Origin of the sequence: uncultured Chloroflexus sp. (genome assembly GCF_937951745.1) — a bacterium.
GTDB lineage: Bacteria > Chloroflexota > Chloroflexia > Chloroflexales > Chloroflexaceae > Chloroflexus.
Genome location: NZ_CALFBQ010000044.1, coordinates 1 through 16,227 on the forward strand (window position 1 = coordinate 1; position 16,227 = coordinate 16,227).

13 protein-coding genes and 1 pseudogene are annotated in these 16,227 nt (G+C 57.7%); 12 read left to right on the forward strand and 2 right to left on the reverse strand.

The window, feature by feature from the left end:
* A partial coding sequence (locus tag Q1A59_RS10675) for a hypothetical protein (protein WP_299644960.1) occupies positions 1-1,493 on the reverse strand: 1,493 nt, incomplete at its 3' end.
* Between the two features lie 800 nt (positions 1,494-2,293).
* On the opposite strand from Q1A59_RS10675, the gene Q1A59_RS10680 reads away from it, so the two are divergent.
* The 9 genes from Q1A59_RS10680 to bchD all read left to right on the forward strand — a co-directional run bounded on the left by Q1A59_RS10680 (position 2,294) and on the right by bchD (position 11,975).
* On the forward strand, positions 2,294-3,652 hold the full coding sequence (locus Q1A59_RS10680; protein ID WP_299644961.1) for a BCD family MFS transporter: 1,359 nt from the start codon (positions 2,294-2,296) through the stop codon (positions 3,650-3,652).
* Between the two features lie 98 nt (positions 3,653-3,750).
* Positions 3,751-4,551 (forward strand): class I SAM-dependent methyltransferase, encoded by an 801-nt coding sequence (locus tag Q1A59_RS10685; RefSeq protein ID WP_298403116.1) that lies wholly within the window; start codon positions 3,751-3,753, stop codon positions 4,549-4,551.
* A gap of 22 nt (positions 4,552-4,573) precedes the next feature.
* Positions 4,574-5,062, forward strand: a complete 489-nt coding sequence (bchF, locus tag Q1A59_RS10690; protein ID WP_298403117.1) for a 2-vinyl bacteriochlorophyllide hydratase — start codon at positions 4,574-4,576, stop codon at positions 5,060-5,062.
* Positions 5,063-5,146: 84 nt separating this feature from the next.
* Complete coding sequence (locus Q1A59_RS10695; protein ID WP_298403118.1) at positions 5,147-6,142, forward strand: zinc-binding dehydrogenase; 996 nt, start codon at positions 5,147-5,149, stop codon at positions 6,140-6,142.
* 30 nt (positions 6,143-6,172) lie between these two features.
* Positions 6,173-7,405: a chlorophyllide a reductase iron protein subunit X gene (locus Q1A59_RS10700; protein WP_298403120.1), complete on the forward strand. Its 1,233-nt coding sequence runs from the start codon at positions 6,173-6,175 to the stop codon at positions 7,403-7,405.
* Positions 7,406-7,605: 200 nt separating this feature from the next.
* On the forward strand, positions 7,606-8,343 hold the full coding sequence (locus Q1A59_RS10705) for a DUF169 domain-containing protein (protein ID WP_298403122.1): 738 nt from the start codon (positions 7,606-7,608) through the stop codon (positions 8,341-8,343).
* 20 nt (positions 8,344-8,363) lie between these two features.
* A complete protein-coding gene (locus Q1A59_RS10710; protein ID WP_298403124.1) occupies positions 8,364-8,558 on the forward strand; it encodes a hypothetical protein in 195 nt (64 codons plus the stop codon).
* A gap of 136 nt (positions 8,559-8,694) precedes the next feature.
* Positions 8,695-9,807 (forward strand): magnesium chelatase ATPase subunit I, encoded by a 1,113-nt coding sequence (gene bchI, locus Q1A59_RS10715; protein WP_298403126.1) that lies wholly within the window; start codon positions 8,695-8,697, stop codon positions 9,805-9,807.
* Between the two features lie 257 nt (positions 9,808-10,064).
* Positions 10,065-11,975 (forward strand): magnesium chelatase ATPase subunit D, encoded by a 1,911-nt coding sequence (gene bchD / locus Q1A59_RS10720; protein ID WP_299644962.1) that lies wholly within the window; start codon positions 10,065-10,067, stop codon positions 11,973-11,975.
* Between the two features lie 757 nt (positions 11,976-12,732).
* Here the strand turns inward: bchD and Q1A59_RS18165 are convergent.
* Positions 12,733-12,930: pseudogene (locus tag Q1A59_RS18165) on the reverse strand (DUF433 domain-containing protein); the annotation flags it as partial.
* Between the two features lie 198 nt (positions 12,931-13,128).
* Here Q1A59_RS18165 and Q1A59_RS10730 point away from each other — a divergent pair.
* Genes Q1A59_RS10730 through Q1A59_RS10740 form a run of 3 tightly spaced genes read left to right on the forward strand, consistent with a single transcriptional unit; the run spans position 13,129 to position 16,049 of the window.
* Positions 13,129-14,592: a replication-associated recombination protein A gene (locus Q1A59_RS10730; RefSeq protein WP_298403135.1), complete on the forward strand. Its 1,464-nt coding sequence runs from the start codon at positions 13,129-13,131 to the stop codon at positions 14,590-14,592.
* A 39-nt stretch (positions 14,593-14,631) separates the two neighbouring features.
* Complete coding sequence (locus tag Q1A59_RS10735) at positions 14,632-15,789, forward strand: FAD-binding oxidoreductase (protein ID WP_299644963.1); 1,158 nt, start codon at positions 14,632-14,634, stop codon at positions 15,787-15,789.
* Positions 15,790-15,803: 14 nt separating this feature from the next.
* Positions 15,804-16,049, forward strand: coding sequence for a hypothetical protein (locus Q1A59_RS10740; protein WP_298403140.1), 246 nt, complete (start codon positions 15,804-15,806; stop codon positions 16,047-16,049).
* Positions 16,050-16,227: the final 178 nt, after the last annotated feature.

Below are 16,227 nucleotides of genomic sequence, written 5' to 3' on the forward strand. Positions count from 1 at the left end.
CGCAGAGTCACCGTATACTCAACTGTATCACCGGCATACGCAATCGCCGGATCAACCGCCTTGTTAACAATCGCGCGCGCACCGGGTTCGATAATCCGGGTACGCACTTCACTGAGCCGAGTAGAAGTAAAACCATTAAAGGTATACGCACTGGTCGCTTGATTGACAATAACCGCATTTACCGGACTTGCGGCGACTACGGCACTGAACCCATGACCGGTGGCACTGAAGCCAAACGGCAGCGGATCAAGATAGCGCCAGCGAACAGCAGTAATCTGCTCACCGGCAGCTAACGTCAGCGTTGCACACCCGCCGCCACTCGCGGGGGCAATATTGACACAGCTTGTGCTAGTAAAGGGACTGCCGGGTACAGCGGTAAAGGTTGTGTTAAGGTTCGTCGTATATTCGAGCGCAACCCTGATCCCCGGCATATTGCCACCATGCACGGTCAAGCGTGTCACCTGCAACTCCGGCGGTACCGGGTCAGTAATCACCACATCACTAAGCGGCGTCGTCCCGGTATTAACGGCACTGAGCGTATAGGTCACGGTATCGCCGACCAAAGCTGAGTTAGGGCCGGTTTTAGTCGAACCCAAACCGGGCGTAGGCGGCTGGATACGGCGCACGTCATCATCAGTCAGGGTCAATGTCACCGAACCGGCTTGGGCCGTCACATCAGCCATGTTGCGCACTTCCGTACCCACCGGGAATGAGGCGGACGGAAACACAACAACTACTGTACGGGTAGCGCAGAGACTACTCGGCACAGTTAGGCTAGTCGCTAGCCACGTCACCGTATTGGTGGTCGGATTATAGGTACCGCCATCTGAAGCGCTCACAAACGTAGCACCAGCGGGCAGGGTATCAACAATCTGGACATTCGTTAGATTAAGCGAACCAGAACCATTATTCGGGATACAAACCTGCACCTGATAGGTCGTCGGCACATCAGGCGCACCACCGGAGACAAAGGTCTTGGTTACGACGGCACGCGGTTCAGCGCGGGCTGTAATCGTCAGCGGGTTCGAGAGCCGTGGTGGCGCAGTGGTCGAGCGCATCTCGGCACGCAGGGTGGCGGTGGTGCCATCGGGGGTAGTGCCGGCGGGGAAGCGCACCCGCAATTCGAGTCGCCCAGAGTCACCAGCGGCTAATCGCGCATTGAAAGCCCATGTCACCGTGCGGGTGGCCGGATTATACGATGGTGACGTGCCGGAACCAAGGGCTTGGACATCACCGGCGCCGCCGGCTAATTCGGGTGGGAGAACAACTGTAACGGTCGCATTTTCACATGGGGTATTAACAACACTTGAACAACTGTAATCAACGTTAATCACCGACCAATCGCCGCTATTCACTACTGGAAAATTGGTGCTAAGCACTATGTTAACTGTAGCGTTGGCAAACGCTACATCTGGTCTGAGACCAACAAAGGCAACAGCGACGATTAACAATAGACTAAGCAACGAGCGGCGCACTACAGCGAGGTTTACCATGAAACTAACCTTTACCAACAACGTGTACTACTGCGATGGCTTTCGGAATCAGCCGAAGGCCGACCGAAATGTCTAGGTCAAGTATATCTTCGGCGCGAACCAGTGCATTACCAACTACTTAGGGATACACGCAGCAGTAAAAAGAGAGTGTAATGACACGATGCTTCTCTTCCCGTAGGGAAGAGGGTCGGGGTGAGGGGTATGCCCCCCGGCACCGCCAGTCCCCTTCCCCCCTCTTTCCCACGGGGAGAGGATCGGGGTGAGGGGCATGCCCTGCGTCCGGTAGAACTATGCAACATTCGCCGTTCGATGTTAGAGCTGCGCTTCCGTGCGACTCTAGGGGCGTTGCCTATTCACCAAAAACAGCACGTCGCAACCATCTTACTTTTGCGTAGAGAGTTCACAACCAACTACGAGACTATTCGCTGCCCAGATAGTACCGAGTGCCGTGCAATTGATAATTATACCTGTTTAATTGAGATTTCACTTATGTGATTGAGCTTTCCAAAGGGGTAAAGAAAATGATCACATTTGAGCTACTGAGTTCCAACGTCTAAGAAATAGCATATATGCAAAATTTTGAAGTTGACAAGCGATTGCACAATTTTTGCAAATATTGCACACACCTGTAATATATGCTATACTCACGGCGAAAAGCACATCCCGAACGCCTCCATTATCTACAATGATAGGTTGCCGCGTCTGCCAACAGCAAGTTAGTCGTTGCACCCGAAAAAAGTAGTACGCAGTCTGCGCTACAGGTCATTCGTTTCATCTAACCAACTAGAAAGGTGTGCGTGATGGGTCTGCTCCGTTTCGCCGTCAAAACCTTTCGTCTCTCGCTCATGCGGGTAGGCGCCGGATGGATGTTCGCGCTGTTGACGTTCAACTTCAACCGGGTCACGATCGCCGACCTCGGTGCAATGGCAGTGATTGTCACTACACTGATCGGCCTACACCACTTCATCTCGTTCTTCCAAGTCTACTGGGGTCGCTTCACCGACCGTTACCCCATCTTTGGGCTACGACGCACACCGTATGTCATTCTGTCAAATATTGGGGCCGCGCTGATCTTTACGGCCCTGCCAAGCATTGCGGTTGGGCTAGGCGAACGGTCGCTGGCAGCTACACTTGAAGCCTTCGGGTTGATCTTCCTCTTTGGCGTGCTGATGGCGATGAACGGCAGCTCATCGAATGCGCTGATCGCCGAGGTAACAACGCCGAAAGAGCGTGGCGCAGTGGTGGCGTTCATCTGGGCGACGGTAATCATCAGCGGAATCGTCTCGGCGGGAGTGTCACGGGTGATTATGCCCCAATACTCACCCGAAGCGATGCAATACCTGTACAACCTCACACCAATCATCGTGACCATCACCGTCCTGCTCGGCGTGGTCGGTCTTGAGAAACCAATTACCCCAGAAGAGCACCGCAAACTGCTGCTAGCCGCACCGGAAAAGGGCGAGGCTGGCCCGCTGGAGACGTGGCGGGTGGCAACCGGCCTGATGGGGCGCAATCCACAGGTACGCGGCTTCTTCGCCTTTGTACTGCTGGCAATAATGGGCATTTTCCTCCAAGACGCTATTCTTGAACCATTCGGCGCCGAAGTCTTTGAGATGCCACAAAAAGACACAGCGGCGTTCCAGCAAATGTGGGGTGCAGGAGCATTGATCGGTATGCTCGGTATCGGTATTTTATCGAGTATCTTTTCCATTCAGAAAAAGACCATCGCCACACTTGGCGGTCTGGGTGTGGCCGGCGGCTTAGCACTCCTTATGATCTCGGCCCTAAGCCACCACCGTGAAATTATCCAGCCTGCACTCGTGATAATGGGTTTAGGCATCGGCCTCTTCAACGTTGGCGCATTAGCAATGATGATGGAGATGACGGTCGAAGGGCAGACCGGTCTCTATATGGGCATGTGGGGGATGGCGCAGGGCCTCGGTAACGGCTTTGCGAATGTGCTCAGCGGGCTGGGGCACACGGTTATGATTGAAAGCGGCATCGTTACCCCAGCTATGGGGTATGGCATAGTCTTCGGGCTAGAGGCACTATTGATGGTTATCGCCATCGGCATTTTGCGCGGCATCTCGGTGCAAGAGTTCAAAGGCTTGACGCGGCAAGACCTAACCGCAGCGTTGGCTATGGATACGGCCTCGTAGGATAGCACGGTCTTGTCTGCTAGGCTTTGACGGTGAGTTTCGCACACTGACGCGGGCACACGACCAGCGGCCCGCGTCACTGGAAAGATCGAGTCGGTATGGCGATCGAGATTGCTTTTGACAAGATTGCCGATGTCTACGACGCACAGCGCGGCCATTCGCCAGAGGTAGCGATAGCGATTGGGCAAGCGATTGTCTCTCAGACTGGAATTGGCGCGCAGGTGCTTGAGATCGGGATTGGCAGTGGCCGGATCGCACTGCCAACGGCGGCAGCCGGAGCGCAGGTTACCGGTATTGACCTCTCAACCGCGATGTTAGCAACCGCCCGTGAACGAGCTGCACAAGCCGGTGTACCACTACGGCTGGTTAAGGCCGACGCTCAAACCTTGCCCTTTACCACCGCAACCTTCGATGCGGCACTAGCAGTGCATGTGCTACATCTCCTCTCTGACTGGCGGACGGCACTCGCAGAAATGGTGCGTGTCGTCAAGCCGGGTGGGGTCATCATTCAGGGGATCGATTGGCGCGATCCAGCATCGTGCGTCGGCCTACTGCGCGGGCAATTGCGGCAGGCAGTTATGGAATTGTTGCCCGGCGCGCGCCCTCCCGGCGCCGGTGCTGCGGTTACGCAACACCTCGCCAAATTGGGCGCACCGGCAGGTGAACCGATCACAGCAGCGCGCTGGGAACGGGCAATCAGCCCTGCCGAGGTCATTGCCGGCATGGCCGACCGGATTGACGCCGAAACGTGGGCACTCGACGACGAGGTCTTGCAACAGGCGATCAAACGAGTGCAAACGTGGGCGAGCCAGCGCTGGTCTGATCTTCACGAACCGCAGCTCGTTGAACATCGCTTTCTGCTGACAGTTAGCCGTACCAGTATCGCAACGCCGGCATAGCGCGGATGAGGTGGAGGATCGTATGTACACGCCCGAACAATTGGAGCGACGTAACCGCTCGCCGTGGACAAAAGCCCAATTTATTCTGGCTCCGATTCAATTCATCGTCTTTATCATCAGCTTTGCTCTCGTCATACGGTACCTTGCAACCGGTGAAGGATACTGGATCGCTACTGTCAGTGTGTGGATCAAGATTGCACTGATTTGGGCATTGACCATCACCGGCATGCTGTGGGAACACGACATCTACGGCAAATATTTTATGGCGCCCGAGTTCTTCTGGGAAGACTTAGGGAATCTGATAGCCATCATCACCCACAACGCCTATTTCGTGGCGGTGTGGCTCCACCTCGATAGCCGCACCGTGATGTGGGTGATGGTCTTTGCGTATGTCACCTATTTGTTCAACGCTGGCCAATTCCTCTGGCGCGGGATCCGTTCGGCTAAAGAACGGCGCCTGCTTGAAGCGCAATTACGGGCGCAGTCGGCTAGCGCAGCGAAGGCGCAGTAGCAATGAAGTTGAAGCCATCGTTCGAGGTTGGCTGTGTCACTGAGCAGAGATTACGCTTCGGCGTACTAGAAAGCGATCGACTGTATGCCGATCAAGTCGCGCGCGGTAGTCATCCCGAAACGGAACACGATCGAGATTCGCACGGTGCAGGTCAATGAGCCGAAAGCCGGTGATGTGCTGATCAGGACGGCCTTTACCTCGATCAGCGCCGGTACTGAACGGATGCTGCTCGATGGTCGTCTGCCGCAACCGCAGCTCCTCTTCCCAGTCGTACCCGGCTACGAGACCGTTGGGCAGGTGGTGCAAGTTGGTAGCAAAGCGCCGAAGGAATTGCTTGGTCAGTGGGTATACATTGGCGGCGCGCGTTGTTTTCGCGGTGTCAATGCAGCGTGGGGCGGGCAGAGCGAGTATATCACCGCCGAACATGAGCGGGTCGTGCCGTTAGGATCGATCGATCCGGCGACCGGCGTACTGTTAGCACTGGCGGCAACCGCATTGCATGGCGTAAAGATTGGGCAAATCCGACGAACTGATCGGGTACTTGTGTTGGGGCAAGGTATTGTCGGCCAATTGGCAGCGCGGCTGGCAAAACTCGTCGGTGCGCAGCATGTGGCCGTCGCTGACCGCGTTGCTATTCGGTTGGAGGCGAGCCAAGCCGATCAAGTGATCGATGTTACCCGCGAGTCGCTCGATGAGGCCATTGGCGAGTCGAAGGTTGATGTGCTGATCGAAGCGACCGGCTCGATGGGGGCGCTCGCCGGAGCGTTGCCGCTGCTCGCCAACCATGGTCGCGTCGTGTTGCTCGGCTACTACGAACATATCAATATTCCCTACGCGCCGGTCTTTATGCGTGAAGCACAGATCTTAGTTGCCCGTGAATGGGAATTTGGCCCCGACGGCGATTTACCGCGGGTGCGCGACTTGCTCGCGAATGGTGAATTGAATGTCGCTGGTCTACTCACGCACTATGTACCGCTCGACCGGATTCAAGCCGCGTATCGGCTGGCGTTGGAAGATCCGGCTTGCTTGAAAGTGGTTGTGACGTGGCCACAAAACGGAAATGGGCCGGAAGGGGCATAACGACATTCCACCTAGAAAGAGACTATACGCATGCCTGCGCATCCTAAGCAGAAGCAGCCCGGTTCAACCGCACGAATGCTGGCCGTCTACGGCAAAGGCGGCATGGGCAAGTCGTTCTTCACCACCAATCTGGTCAGTAAACTAGCCCTATTGGGAAACCGGGTGCTCCAGCTCGGCTGTGATCCCAAGCACGACAGTTGTAACGCCCTCTTTGGCGGAGTCAGTCTGCCCACGTTGGGGGATGTCTGGCGTGAATTTAAAGAAGCCGGACGTGAGGATGAATTGGCAGTACACCACGTAATCTTTAAAACGACCGTTATGGGCCGGGCAACCGTCTACGGTTGCGAGATCGGCGGCCCTGAAGTTGGGCGCGGCTGTGGTGGACGAGGCATCACCTTCGGCTTCGATATGCTCGAAAAGTTTGGCCTCAGCCAATGGGCGCTTGATTATGTGGTCATGGATTTTCTCGGCGACGTGGTGTGCGGTGGTTTCGCAACCCCCCTCTCGCGATCATTGGCCGAAGAGGTGATTATCCTCTGCGGCAACGACCGCCAGAGCCTCTATGCGGCCAATAATATCGCCAGCGCCGCCAAATATTTTGCCAGTATGGGTGGACGCACTAAACTGCTGGGGTTGGTGGTCAACCGCGACGATGGCAGCGGTGTGGCGGCCCGGTTTGCCGAGAAGATCAACCTGCCCATCTTGGCCAGCATCCCGCTGGATCGCACAGTGCGCGAATTGGCCGACGCTTGCCAGTTGGCGCTGCAAGAACCGCGCTTCGACGCGATCTTCGACCGGCTAGCTCGCCAGATCATCGATCGCACCTTGCCGGCAGTCAAGATGGAAGATGTTCGCCCGCTCGAGTACAAAGAGTTCTTGAGCGTGTTTGGGGCCGAAGAGCCGGACATTGTGCCTGATGGCGCCACCGCAGAAGAACTGTTCGGCGGGCAAACGGCGCGGCGGCCAGCGCCGGTGATTACGCTCGGTCTGATGGAACGGGCGGTTGGTGATAAGCCGGAGATGGACGCCCCTACCCGCATAGTTGTCAAGCGACTGCTCAATGAGTTGGGGATGTATGTGACCGAAGCCAACCACGATCCGAAGAAGGGTATGACGTTGACCGTTGATGGGCATACCACTATCTGCATGGGCAACACCGACGATCTTGACAGCAAGATAGCAATTCTGGCCGCGTTGCAGCGATCGGGCGAACAATTCCGCTACGTTGACCTGCGCCGTCCGGCCAGCCCGTTCTACCGATAGCCGGCTTTGTAACCGTAAGCCGGATGATGGAGGTGAGCAATGCGGCTACACCTTGCGACAAAACCCACCGAGTATCGCGTAGCACCGCTGGCGCTGAGAATACGCTGGTGGATTGAGGGATGGATCTGGCGTTGGGGCCAAACCGCAGCAGACTTGCACGCGGACAGCCCAGAGTTGCAACATCCGCTGTGGAGGCGGTAATGAGTGAAGTCGATGAGATTCCTGATTTGAAGGAGCTCAACCGCCTGCTGATCGAGCGGATGCGGGTGAAGCGGCGTCCGGTTGCGATCACCTACTGCTACGATGGGCCGCCACCGGGATACGAACCGGCCAATGTGGTGGCGTGCGCAATCGTGCGCGAAGCCGAACAAGGACGGCGGGTGTATGTTGATGCCGAGCATCATGACTGCTGGGTCGGGCAATATCACCTCGGTCTGAATCCCAATCCGGGGCCATACATTACCGAGGGTGTCTATCTGACTGACGCGCAAGGCTTCTATACGCCGGAAGCAGCGGCCTGCAATAAACAGCAGAGCTACTCGCTGCCAGCGGGCATGATCAAGGCATTGGCCGCCGCGCCGCTCGATGACGTGCCGGATGGTGTGCCGGTCGATCTGATGGTGTGTGTGGTCGATCCACAGCGGGCGATGCAGATCGCCGGGGCAGCCAGCGTGCGGATCGGCACATTTCCGGTTGGTGAATTGGGCGCTAGCGCCTGCGCCTCAATATTCGCTGCGCCATGGCACACGAAAAACTCAGTGTTTGCGATTGGTGACGGCGGCGGACGGATGCATAATCGGCTCGATCCGAGTGAAATGTTCGTTTCCATCCCGCGATCACATTTGCGCTACGTGGTAGAATTAATAGAGAACTTCCGCATTGATCCGCAGAAAATGCGAGAAGTAATTATGCCGTCGTATGCCGCAAAGGCAAAATAGCCGCGAGAGGAGTGAACACTATGCCAAGCGGACTCGGTGAAGCCACGCAAATGATCGGTCCGTTGACGCCAGCCATCCTGTGTTGGGCCTGTTTAATCCTCACTGTCCTTGGCCTCGGTCTGACATTCCTGTGGACGAATGTTACCGCCTATGCACGCCGCACACGCAACGGGCGGAAACCAACAGCCGGATCGGTGGTCAAGACGCAGCGGTAATTCGGCCCATAGCGGGATCGCGGTACACCGGTCGCAAGAGGTTGTGATCGGGTTGTCCTTGTTATCCCGCCTAATTCGGGTTTGATGGGTTGGGCGGGCATCTGCCCGCTCATTCATTTTGCAAAGGTACGACGCAATGACTAAAGAACACGACCAAGCAGTCACGACAGCCGAACCATCAGCAAATGGTGATACTCCGTCTACCAATGCTCCGATTCCACCGTATCCATTTGTGGCCATTGTTGGTCAAGCAGAATTGAAGTTAGCCCTTTTGCTGTGCGTCGTTAATCCGACGATCGGTGGGGTCATGGTGATGGGTCATCGCGGCACGGCCAAATCAACCGCCGTGCGCGCGCTTGCTGCCATGCTCCCACCGATCAAGGCCGTTGCCGGTTGCCCTTACTCGTGCGCCCCCGATCGTACCGCTGGCCTGTGTGACCAATGCCGAGCCGTGCCCAACCAGACTGGCAAACCCAAAAAGCCGAGCGTCATCAATATTCCGGTGCCGGTAGTTGACTTGCCGCTCGGCGCAACCGAAGATCGCGTCTGTGGCACGCTCGATATTGAGCGGGCATTGACCCAAGGCGTGCAAGCGTTTGCCCCCGGCCTGTTGGCCCGCGCCAATCGCGGTTTTCTCTACATTGATGAAGTGAATCTGCTCGAAGACCATCTGGTTGACGTCTTGCTCGACGTAGCAGCGTCGGGTGTGAACGTTGTCGAGCGCGAAGGTATCAGTGTGCGCCACCCGGCCCGCTTTGTGCTGGTGGGTTCGGGCAATCCCGAAGAGGGCGATCTGCGGCCACAGTTACTCGACCGCTTTGGCTTGCACGCCCGTATTACCACCATTACCGATGTCAGTGAGCGGGTGGAGATTGTCAAACGACGCCGTGAATATGACGCTGATCCGTTCGCGTTTGTCGAAAAGTGGTCGAAAGAGACGCAGAAATTGCAGCGCAAGATCAAGCAAGCGCAACGCCGTTTACCCGAGGTGGTATTGCCCGATCCGGTGCTGTACAAGATCGCCGAACTCTGCGTTAAACTCGAAGTTGATGGCCATCGTGGCGAACTAACGTTGGCCCGCACGGCAACTGCACTGGCTGCGCTCGAGGGGCGCAACGAGGTGAACGTGAACGACGTGCGCCGGATTGCGGTGCTGGCGCTGCGCCACCGGCTGCGCAAAGATCCGTTGGAGACGCAAGACGATGCGGTGCGGATCGAGCGGGCAGTGGAAGAGGTGTTGGTGCCGTAACGGGACATATATTGCTGAGGACGAAATGCAGCAGGCATCACAGGCAATTGCGCAATGAGCCGGCTCCGAGGCAACGAAGCGTGATGATGTGCGGCAGTTTCACTGCCGCACGTCATACCAATCCTGCAACTGTGCGACGGCTGCACGAAGCCTGTAATGTGCATTCCACGCTCTATCACAACCGCTCATGTTCCGTTCATCATTGATCATCTGGCAGTGTGACGCGATGCCGCCGATCACGCTGACAGGAGCGCATTATGGCACAGAAAGTGAAAGAACTGCCGTCAGCGCCGCTCCCGTTTACGGCGATAGTTGGCCTTGAGACGGCCCGGCAGGCCCTGTTGTTGCTGGCGGTCGATCCGATGCTGGCCGGGGTGGCAATTGGCGCCGGGGCCGGAACCGGCAAGAGCGCACTGGTGCGCGCCTTTGCCCGTATGCTGGCCAGCGGGCGCGAGTTTGACCCCACCTTGCCCTGCAATTTGGTCGAGATGCCGGTCGGTGTAAGCGAAGACCGACTCTTGGGTGGGATTGATATTGAGGCGACGCTGGCCTTGGGCAAGCGGGTGCATCGCAGCGGGTTGCTGGCGCGCGCCAACGGCGGCTTATTATACGTGGATAGCGTCAACCTGCTCGACGATAGCACCATTAACCACATTCTCGGTGCGCTGGATAGCGGCGTGGTGCGGGTTGAACGCGAAGGGATTTCGGTGGTGGAACCGGCCCGCTTTGCGCTGCTGGTGACTTATGATCCGGCAGAAGGGCCGCCCCGTCGCCACTTGCTCGACCGGCTCGGGTTGATCGTGGCCCCAATCGGCAAAGCACCGGTGACGACGCGGGCCGAAGTAGTGCGGCGTAATTTGCAACCAAACCTCGATTATGAAGACGATGAGGCATTGGTCTTGGCCGGCGTGTTGGCAGCACGGGAACTGCTGCCAACGGTGACGATCACCAACGAGCAGATCCGGCAATTGAGTATGACTGCTTTGGCGTTGGGGGTCGAAGGCCACCGGGCCGATATGTTTGCGATGCGGGCAGCGCGGGCAGCGGCGGCGCTGGCCGGACGCGACACGGTGAGTAACGAAGATCTCGAACTGGCGGTGCGGCTGGTGATGTTGCCGCGCGCAACCCGGATGCCGGAAATGACGCAGGAAGAGGTGCAACCGCCGCCGCCTACCCCCGAACCGGCGCCGCCACCGCCGAGCCAGCGCGATGAAGAGGACGAGCAGAACGACGAAGAGGATCAACCACCGAAACCGCCGGACGAAGAGCTGACGGTGGAAGACCTGATTTTGGCGGCGATGGAGACTGAGGTGCCGCCAGATATTCTCGAAACGCCATTCACAGTGCGGCGGCGCGGGCGAAGTGGCTCACGCGGCACGATTTCGGGCCAGCGCGGGCGGCACATCCGCTCGGTGCCGGGCCGTCCGGCGCAAGGCCGGCTTGATGTGATCGCAACGTTGCGCGCAGCAGCGCCGTGGCAACGCTTGCGGGCCAGCGAGCATCCGTATCATCAGCACCGGCGCGGGCGCATCCATTTGCGGGCCGATGACTTGCATATCAAAAAGTACCGCTCGAAAGCGGGCACCCTCTTCTGTTTTCTAGTTGATGCCAGCGGCTCGATGGCACTGCACCGGATGCGGCAAGCAAAAGGCGCGGTTAATGCTCTCTTGCAACAAGCCTACGTGCATCGCGATCAGGTCGCGTTGCTCGCCTTCCGTGGTGAGCGAGCCGATCTGCTGCTCCCGCCATCGCAGAGCGTCGAGCTGGCAAAACGGGCGCTCGATGTCTTGCCGACCGGTGGCGGCACGCCGCTAGCGGCGGCGCTGCTGGCAGCGTATCAGATTAGTGAACAGGCGCGAGCGCGTGGCATCTTCCGTACCACCATCGTGCTGATCACCGATGGACGGCCCAACGTCCCGCTCAAAGCTGACCCGACGATGGATAAAAACCGCCGGCTCGAGCAGGCCCGCCAAGAGGTACAGCAACTGGCCGGACGATTGCGCGCCGCCGGCATCGGAGCTGTAGTAATTGATACACAGCGTAGCTTTGTTTCGCGGGGTGAAGCGCAACAATTGGCGGCATGGCTGGGTGGACGCTACGTGTATCTGCCGAACGGGCGCGGCGACCAGATCGCCAATGCCGTGATCGCGGCGAGTGAAGAGACGTAGCGGCGAGTTGGACGGGTAACAACCCACGGGCAAGCGGCATGGAGTGCGGCAGTTTGACTACCGCACTCCATCGACGGTTATCGCCAAGATATTGGTATTGCGAGGGGGCGTAGCCCCCGAAGGAATCTCCGGCTGTAGCAGGCATAACCGCTGAGTGGTTACCTTTCACACTCGCGGGGATTGCTGCGCCGCGCAAGGCGCGGCGCGCAATGACGTCAGGAAAGCGACGCGCGCTATCCCCGCTAGCGCCAACAAAACACCGGCAACCTCTATGGTTGCCGGTGTTCGTGCCTCTGGCACCCCGCCAGCAGAGGGAAGAGGAAGGTGGAAGAGGGGCAACGGGGAGCACAAGAGGCGGTGTACAGTTCGTGAGGTTTGCTACAGTTGCCTCTCCGCTGGCGGGCAGCGCCGTCTTCACTTACCTGTAGCATATGCCTTGGAGTTACAACGCGGCAATAGTTCTTTGATACCCTTTGCGATGAACCATGTGGCTCGCATCTATTGGTATTGACTTTGCGTCTGAGCTGAACTCATTTCAGTCAGAATCTCAATTCGTCAGCTTAGACCCTCTCGCGCAAGGAGCGAGCTAGGTCTTGGGTAAATGATATTGAATTATTACGGCGAATATATAATTACCATATCTTGCAAATGTCCCGACCGTAATATCTTCAGTTCGATCGAGACCATGAAAAGCCGCATGACTTGATTTAGCGAGATTATCAACCAATTTTCGGGAAAGATGATGATCAAACAGGAATACCGTAATTATTCGCTCACGATCAGCAGCAAAGACCAGACAAGCCTTAATGTCTTCCATAGTTAGAACAGGAAAGTCTGCCAACATTTCCGCAACGCTCATTCTAGCAGCGAGACAAGATAAAATATCACAAACTACATAGCGTAAACTACGAATAATTGGCTTACCACTACGGATAGCAGGATTGACGATAATCATCAACTGATACGTTTTGCCCAGATGCACCTTAACTGCACCGATAACGTGCGAACTTATTGCAGGATTGTAGTGCATCAGCTTGCCTTCATACAAGAGACGCTACCACGCTTAGCAACACACCGGCACGCAACCCGATATGCGGCCAAGATATGCTACAATCAGGAATAGTACGATCAATAGCTCAACAAACTGTTGCCTATGCCGCCCAAACCGCGAGGCCCAACTTTGTTTGACGCGCAACGCCAACAGGCGTTGCAGAATCAGGCGCCGCTGGCAGCGCGTATGCGCCCGCGCACGCTCGATGAGTTCGTCGGACAGGGCCACATCATTGGCGAAGGCAAGTTGCTGCGGCGAGCGATTGCTAACGATCAGCTTTTCTCGCTGATCTTGTGGGGTCCGCCAGGCAGCGGTAAGACGACACTGGCCCAGATCATCGCTAACAGCACCAATGCCCACTTCGAGCCGCTCAGCGCGGTGAGCGCCGGGGTGAACGATCTGCGCCGAGTAGTGCAAGAGGCCAAAGACCGGCTCGGCATGTTTCAGCAGCGCACAGTCGTCTTTATTGATGAAATCCACCGTTTCAACAAGAGCCAGCAAGACGCCATCTTACCTTACATCGAAGATGGCACGATCATTCTGATCGGCGCGACGACCGAAAACCCATCATTTGAGGTTAATTCGGCCTTGCTCTCGCGGGCGCGGGTCTTTACGCTGGAAGCGTTGCGCGATGACGAGATCGGTATCTTGATCGATCGAGCCTTGAGCGATCGCGAGCGCGGGTTGGGTGAGTTGAAGATTATGCTCGCCAGCGATGCGCGCAGTTACTTGATCAATATGTCAAATGGCGACGCTCGCACCGCGCTCAACGCGCTCGAAGCAGCGGCCCGCTCAAAGCCACCGGCGATCGGCGAGACGCGCTTGATCACGGTTGACGATATTCGCGATGCGTTGCAAAGCCGGGCCGTGCGCTACGATAAACACGGCGAACTGCACTACGACGCCATCTCGGCGCTGCATAAGAGCGTGCGCGATAGCGATCCCGACGGTGCGTTGTATTGGCTGGGGCGGATGCTCGACGGCGGCGAGGATCCGCTGTACATTGCCCGCCGGTTAGTGCGGATAGCAGTGGAGGACATTGGGTTGGCTGATCCGCAAGCCTTGCCGCAGACGATTGCCGCCCAACAGGCGGTGCATTTTCTCGGCCAGCCGGAAGGCGAATTGGCGCTAGCGCAGGCGGTTGTTTACCTCTGCCTCGCGCCGAAGAGCAATGCACTCTACCGGGCTTACGGCGCAGTGCAACGCGACGTGGCCGAAACGCGCAACGAGCCGGTGCCGCTCCATTTGCGCAACGCACCCACCGAGCTGATGAAACGGCTGGGGTATGGTCGCAGTTACGAGTACGCTCACGACCTGCCAGAAGGGCGGTCTGATCAAGAACACCTGCCGCCGAATCTGGCGGGGCGAATCTACTACGAGCCGACCGGACGCGGTTTTGAGGCGGTGGCCCGCGAACGGTTGGCGTGGCGCGAAGAGCGCCGGCAACGCTCAACCCCGCCACCTACCACACCAACGCCGGCGGAAGAGCTGGCCCCCGGCGAAGAACCACAGCTACCGCCAGAGGACGTACCGCCGCGACGGCGCGGCAAACGGAGCACACTGTAGGGGCATAGCGCTGCTATGCCCCGACCGAGGAACATATCAATGATCGACCGAGCACAAGTCGTTATTATCGGCGCAGGCGTGATTGGCGCGAGTATTGCCTTTCATTTGGCCGAACGTGGCCTGCGCGACGTGGTTATCCTTGAACGCGAAGAGACCGAAATCAGCGGCAGCACGGCTCGCTCGGCTGCCGGGGTGCGCCACCAATTCTCGTCGCGCATCAATGTCTTGCTGTCGCGCTACAGCATCGAACGACTGCGCCACTTCGAGGAAGAGGTCGGCGGCCACGCCGAATTGCGGCAGGTGGGGTATCTGTTCCTGATTAACGACGAAGCGACGTGGGCGCAGTATCTGCGCAACGTGGCGATGCAACGCGAGCTGGGGGTGCGGGTTGAGACACTGACGCCGGAAGAGGCGGCGCGTTTTGTGCCGCAAATGCGGATCGATGACTTGATCGGGGCCACCTTTGGCCCTGACGACGGCTACTGTGATCCCTACGGCATTGCGCTCGGCTACCTGCGCGCTGCGCAACGTCACGGTGTACGCCTGCGCCGTGGCACGCCAGTGACCGGTTTTCAGATCACCGGCGGGCGCGTGACGGCGGTAGAAACGCCGTCTGGGCCGGTCGGCTGCGACATTGTGATCAACTGCGCCGGGCCGTGGGCAGGTGAAGTAGCGGCGCTAGCCGGTCTCGACTTGCCGGTGCGACCCTACCGCCGCAACGTCTATATGACCACCCCCTTCCCAGCGATCAGCGCGCCGATCCCGTTGACGATCGATGTTGGCACCGGCTTCTACATGCGGCGCGAGGGGCAGAGCATCTTGATGGGTCGCTCGAACCCAGCCGAGCCAAGCAGCACCAATACCACGGTGGATTGGGATTGGCTGGAGGCGGTGATTGAAGCCGGCATCCACCGCTTCCCGATTCTGGAGACGGCAGGGTTGGCCGAACAGCAGTGTTGGGCAGGCTTGTATGAAATCACGCCGGATCACAATCCGATCCTTGGCCGGCATCCTGATTTAGCAGGTTATATTGACGCCAGCAGCTTCAGCGGCCATGGCATCATGCACGCGCCAGCAACCGGTTTGTTGATCGCCGAAGAGGTGATCGACGGGCGGGCGCATACGATTAATATTGACGAGCTGCGGATCGACCGGTTCCGTAGCGGCAAGCTCGCATCCGAATTCAATGTTATCTAACGAGGTGATGAACCATGACGCTTGATGAAGCGATTGCCGAGATTCAGCGCCGGATTGCCGCTGCCAGCCCTAGCGCGGTCACACGGGTGACGCGCGTTTCCGCCGAAGAGGCTAGCATTCGGGCTTACGCCCCCGCCGCCGACGAGCAGGCGATCAAGAATGCGACGAATGAGTTTACCATTTCGCTGTTGACCAACGAGGGCCTTGACGTGCAGGTGCTGGTGTACGACATCACGACATCGTTGCCGCCAGAGGAGTAGGGGAACGGGCATATCGCACATACGATACATATCCTTAACAGATCACAAAAGCTATTGTTTGGGTAGCATCGCAGTGACTCCGCCTCCAGTTGCCTTGAATGGCACGGAGCGCGGGGTCATATTTCATTGCCAAACTAAAACGTCAGTGCTTAAAAAGTGAGCGAACGTTCAAGTTAGT

What these genes read in the sequence shown, in the direction of transcription:
- Q1A59_RS10680 (WP_299644961.1), top strand. Translation starts at nt 2,294, where the DNA reads ATGGGTCTGCTCCGTTTCGCCGTCAAAACCTTTCGTCTCTCGCTCATG.
- Q1A59_RS10685 (WP_298403116.1), top strand. Translation starts at nt 3,751, where the DNA reads ATGGCGATCGAGATTGCTTTTGACAAGATTGCCGATGTCTACGACGCA.
- bchF (WP_298403117.1), top strand. Translation starts at nt 4,574, where the DNA reads ATGTACACGCCCGAACAATTGGAGCGACGTAACCGCTCGCCGTGGACA.
- Q1A59_RS10695 (WP_298403118.1), top strand. Translation starts at nt 5,147, where the DNA reads ATGCCGATCAAGTCGCGCGCGGTAGTCATCCCGAAACGGAACACGATC.
- Q1A59_RS10700 (WP_298403120.1), top strand. Translation starts at nt 6,173, where the DNA reads ATGCCTGCGCATCCTAAGCAGAAGCAGCCCGGTTCAACCGCACGAATG.
- Q1A59_RS10705 (WP_298403122.1), top strand. Translation starts at nt 7,606, where the DNA reads ATGAGTGAAGTCGATGAGATTCCTGATTTGAAGGAGCTCAACCGCCTG.
- Q1A59_RS10710 (WP_298403124.1), top strand. Translation starts at nt 8,364, where the DNA reads ATGCCAAGCGGACTCGGTGAAGCCACGCAAATGATCGGTCCGTTGACG.
- bchI (WP_298403126.1), top strand. Translation starts at nt 8,695, where the DNA reads ATGACTAAAGAACACGACCAAGCAGTCACGACAGCCGAACCATCAGCA.
- bchD (WP_299644962.1), top strand. Translation starts at nt 10,065, where the DNA reads ATGGCACAGAAAGTGAAAGAACTGCCGTCAGCGCCGCTCCCGTTTACG.
- Q1A59_RS10730 (WP_298403135.1), top strand. Translation starts at nt 13,129, where the DNA reads ATGCCGCCCAAACCGCGAGGCCCAACTTTGTTTGACGCGCAACGCCAA.
- Q1A59_RS10735 (WP_299644963.1), top strand. Translation starts at nt 14,632, where the DNA reads ATGATCGACCGAGCACAAGTCGTTATTATCGGCGCAGGCGTGATTGGC.
- Q1A59_RS10740 (WP_298403140.1), top strand. Translation starts at nt 15,804, where the DNA reads ATGACGCTTGATGAAGCGATTGCCGAGATTCAGCGCCGGATTGCCGCT.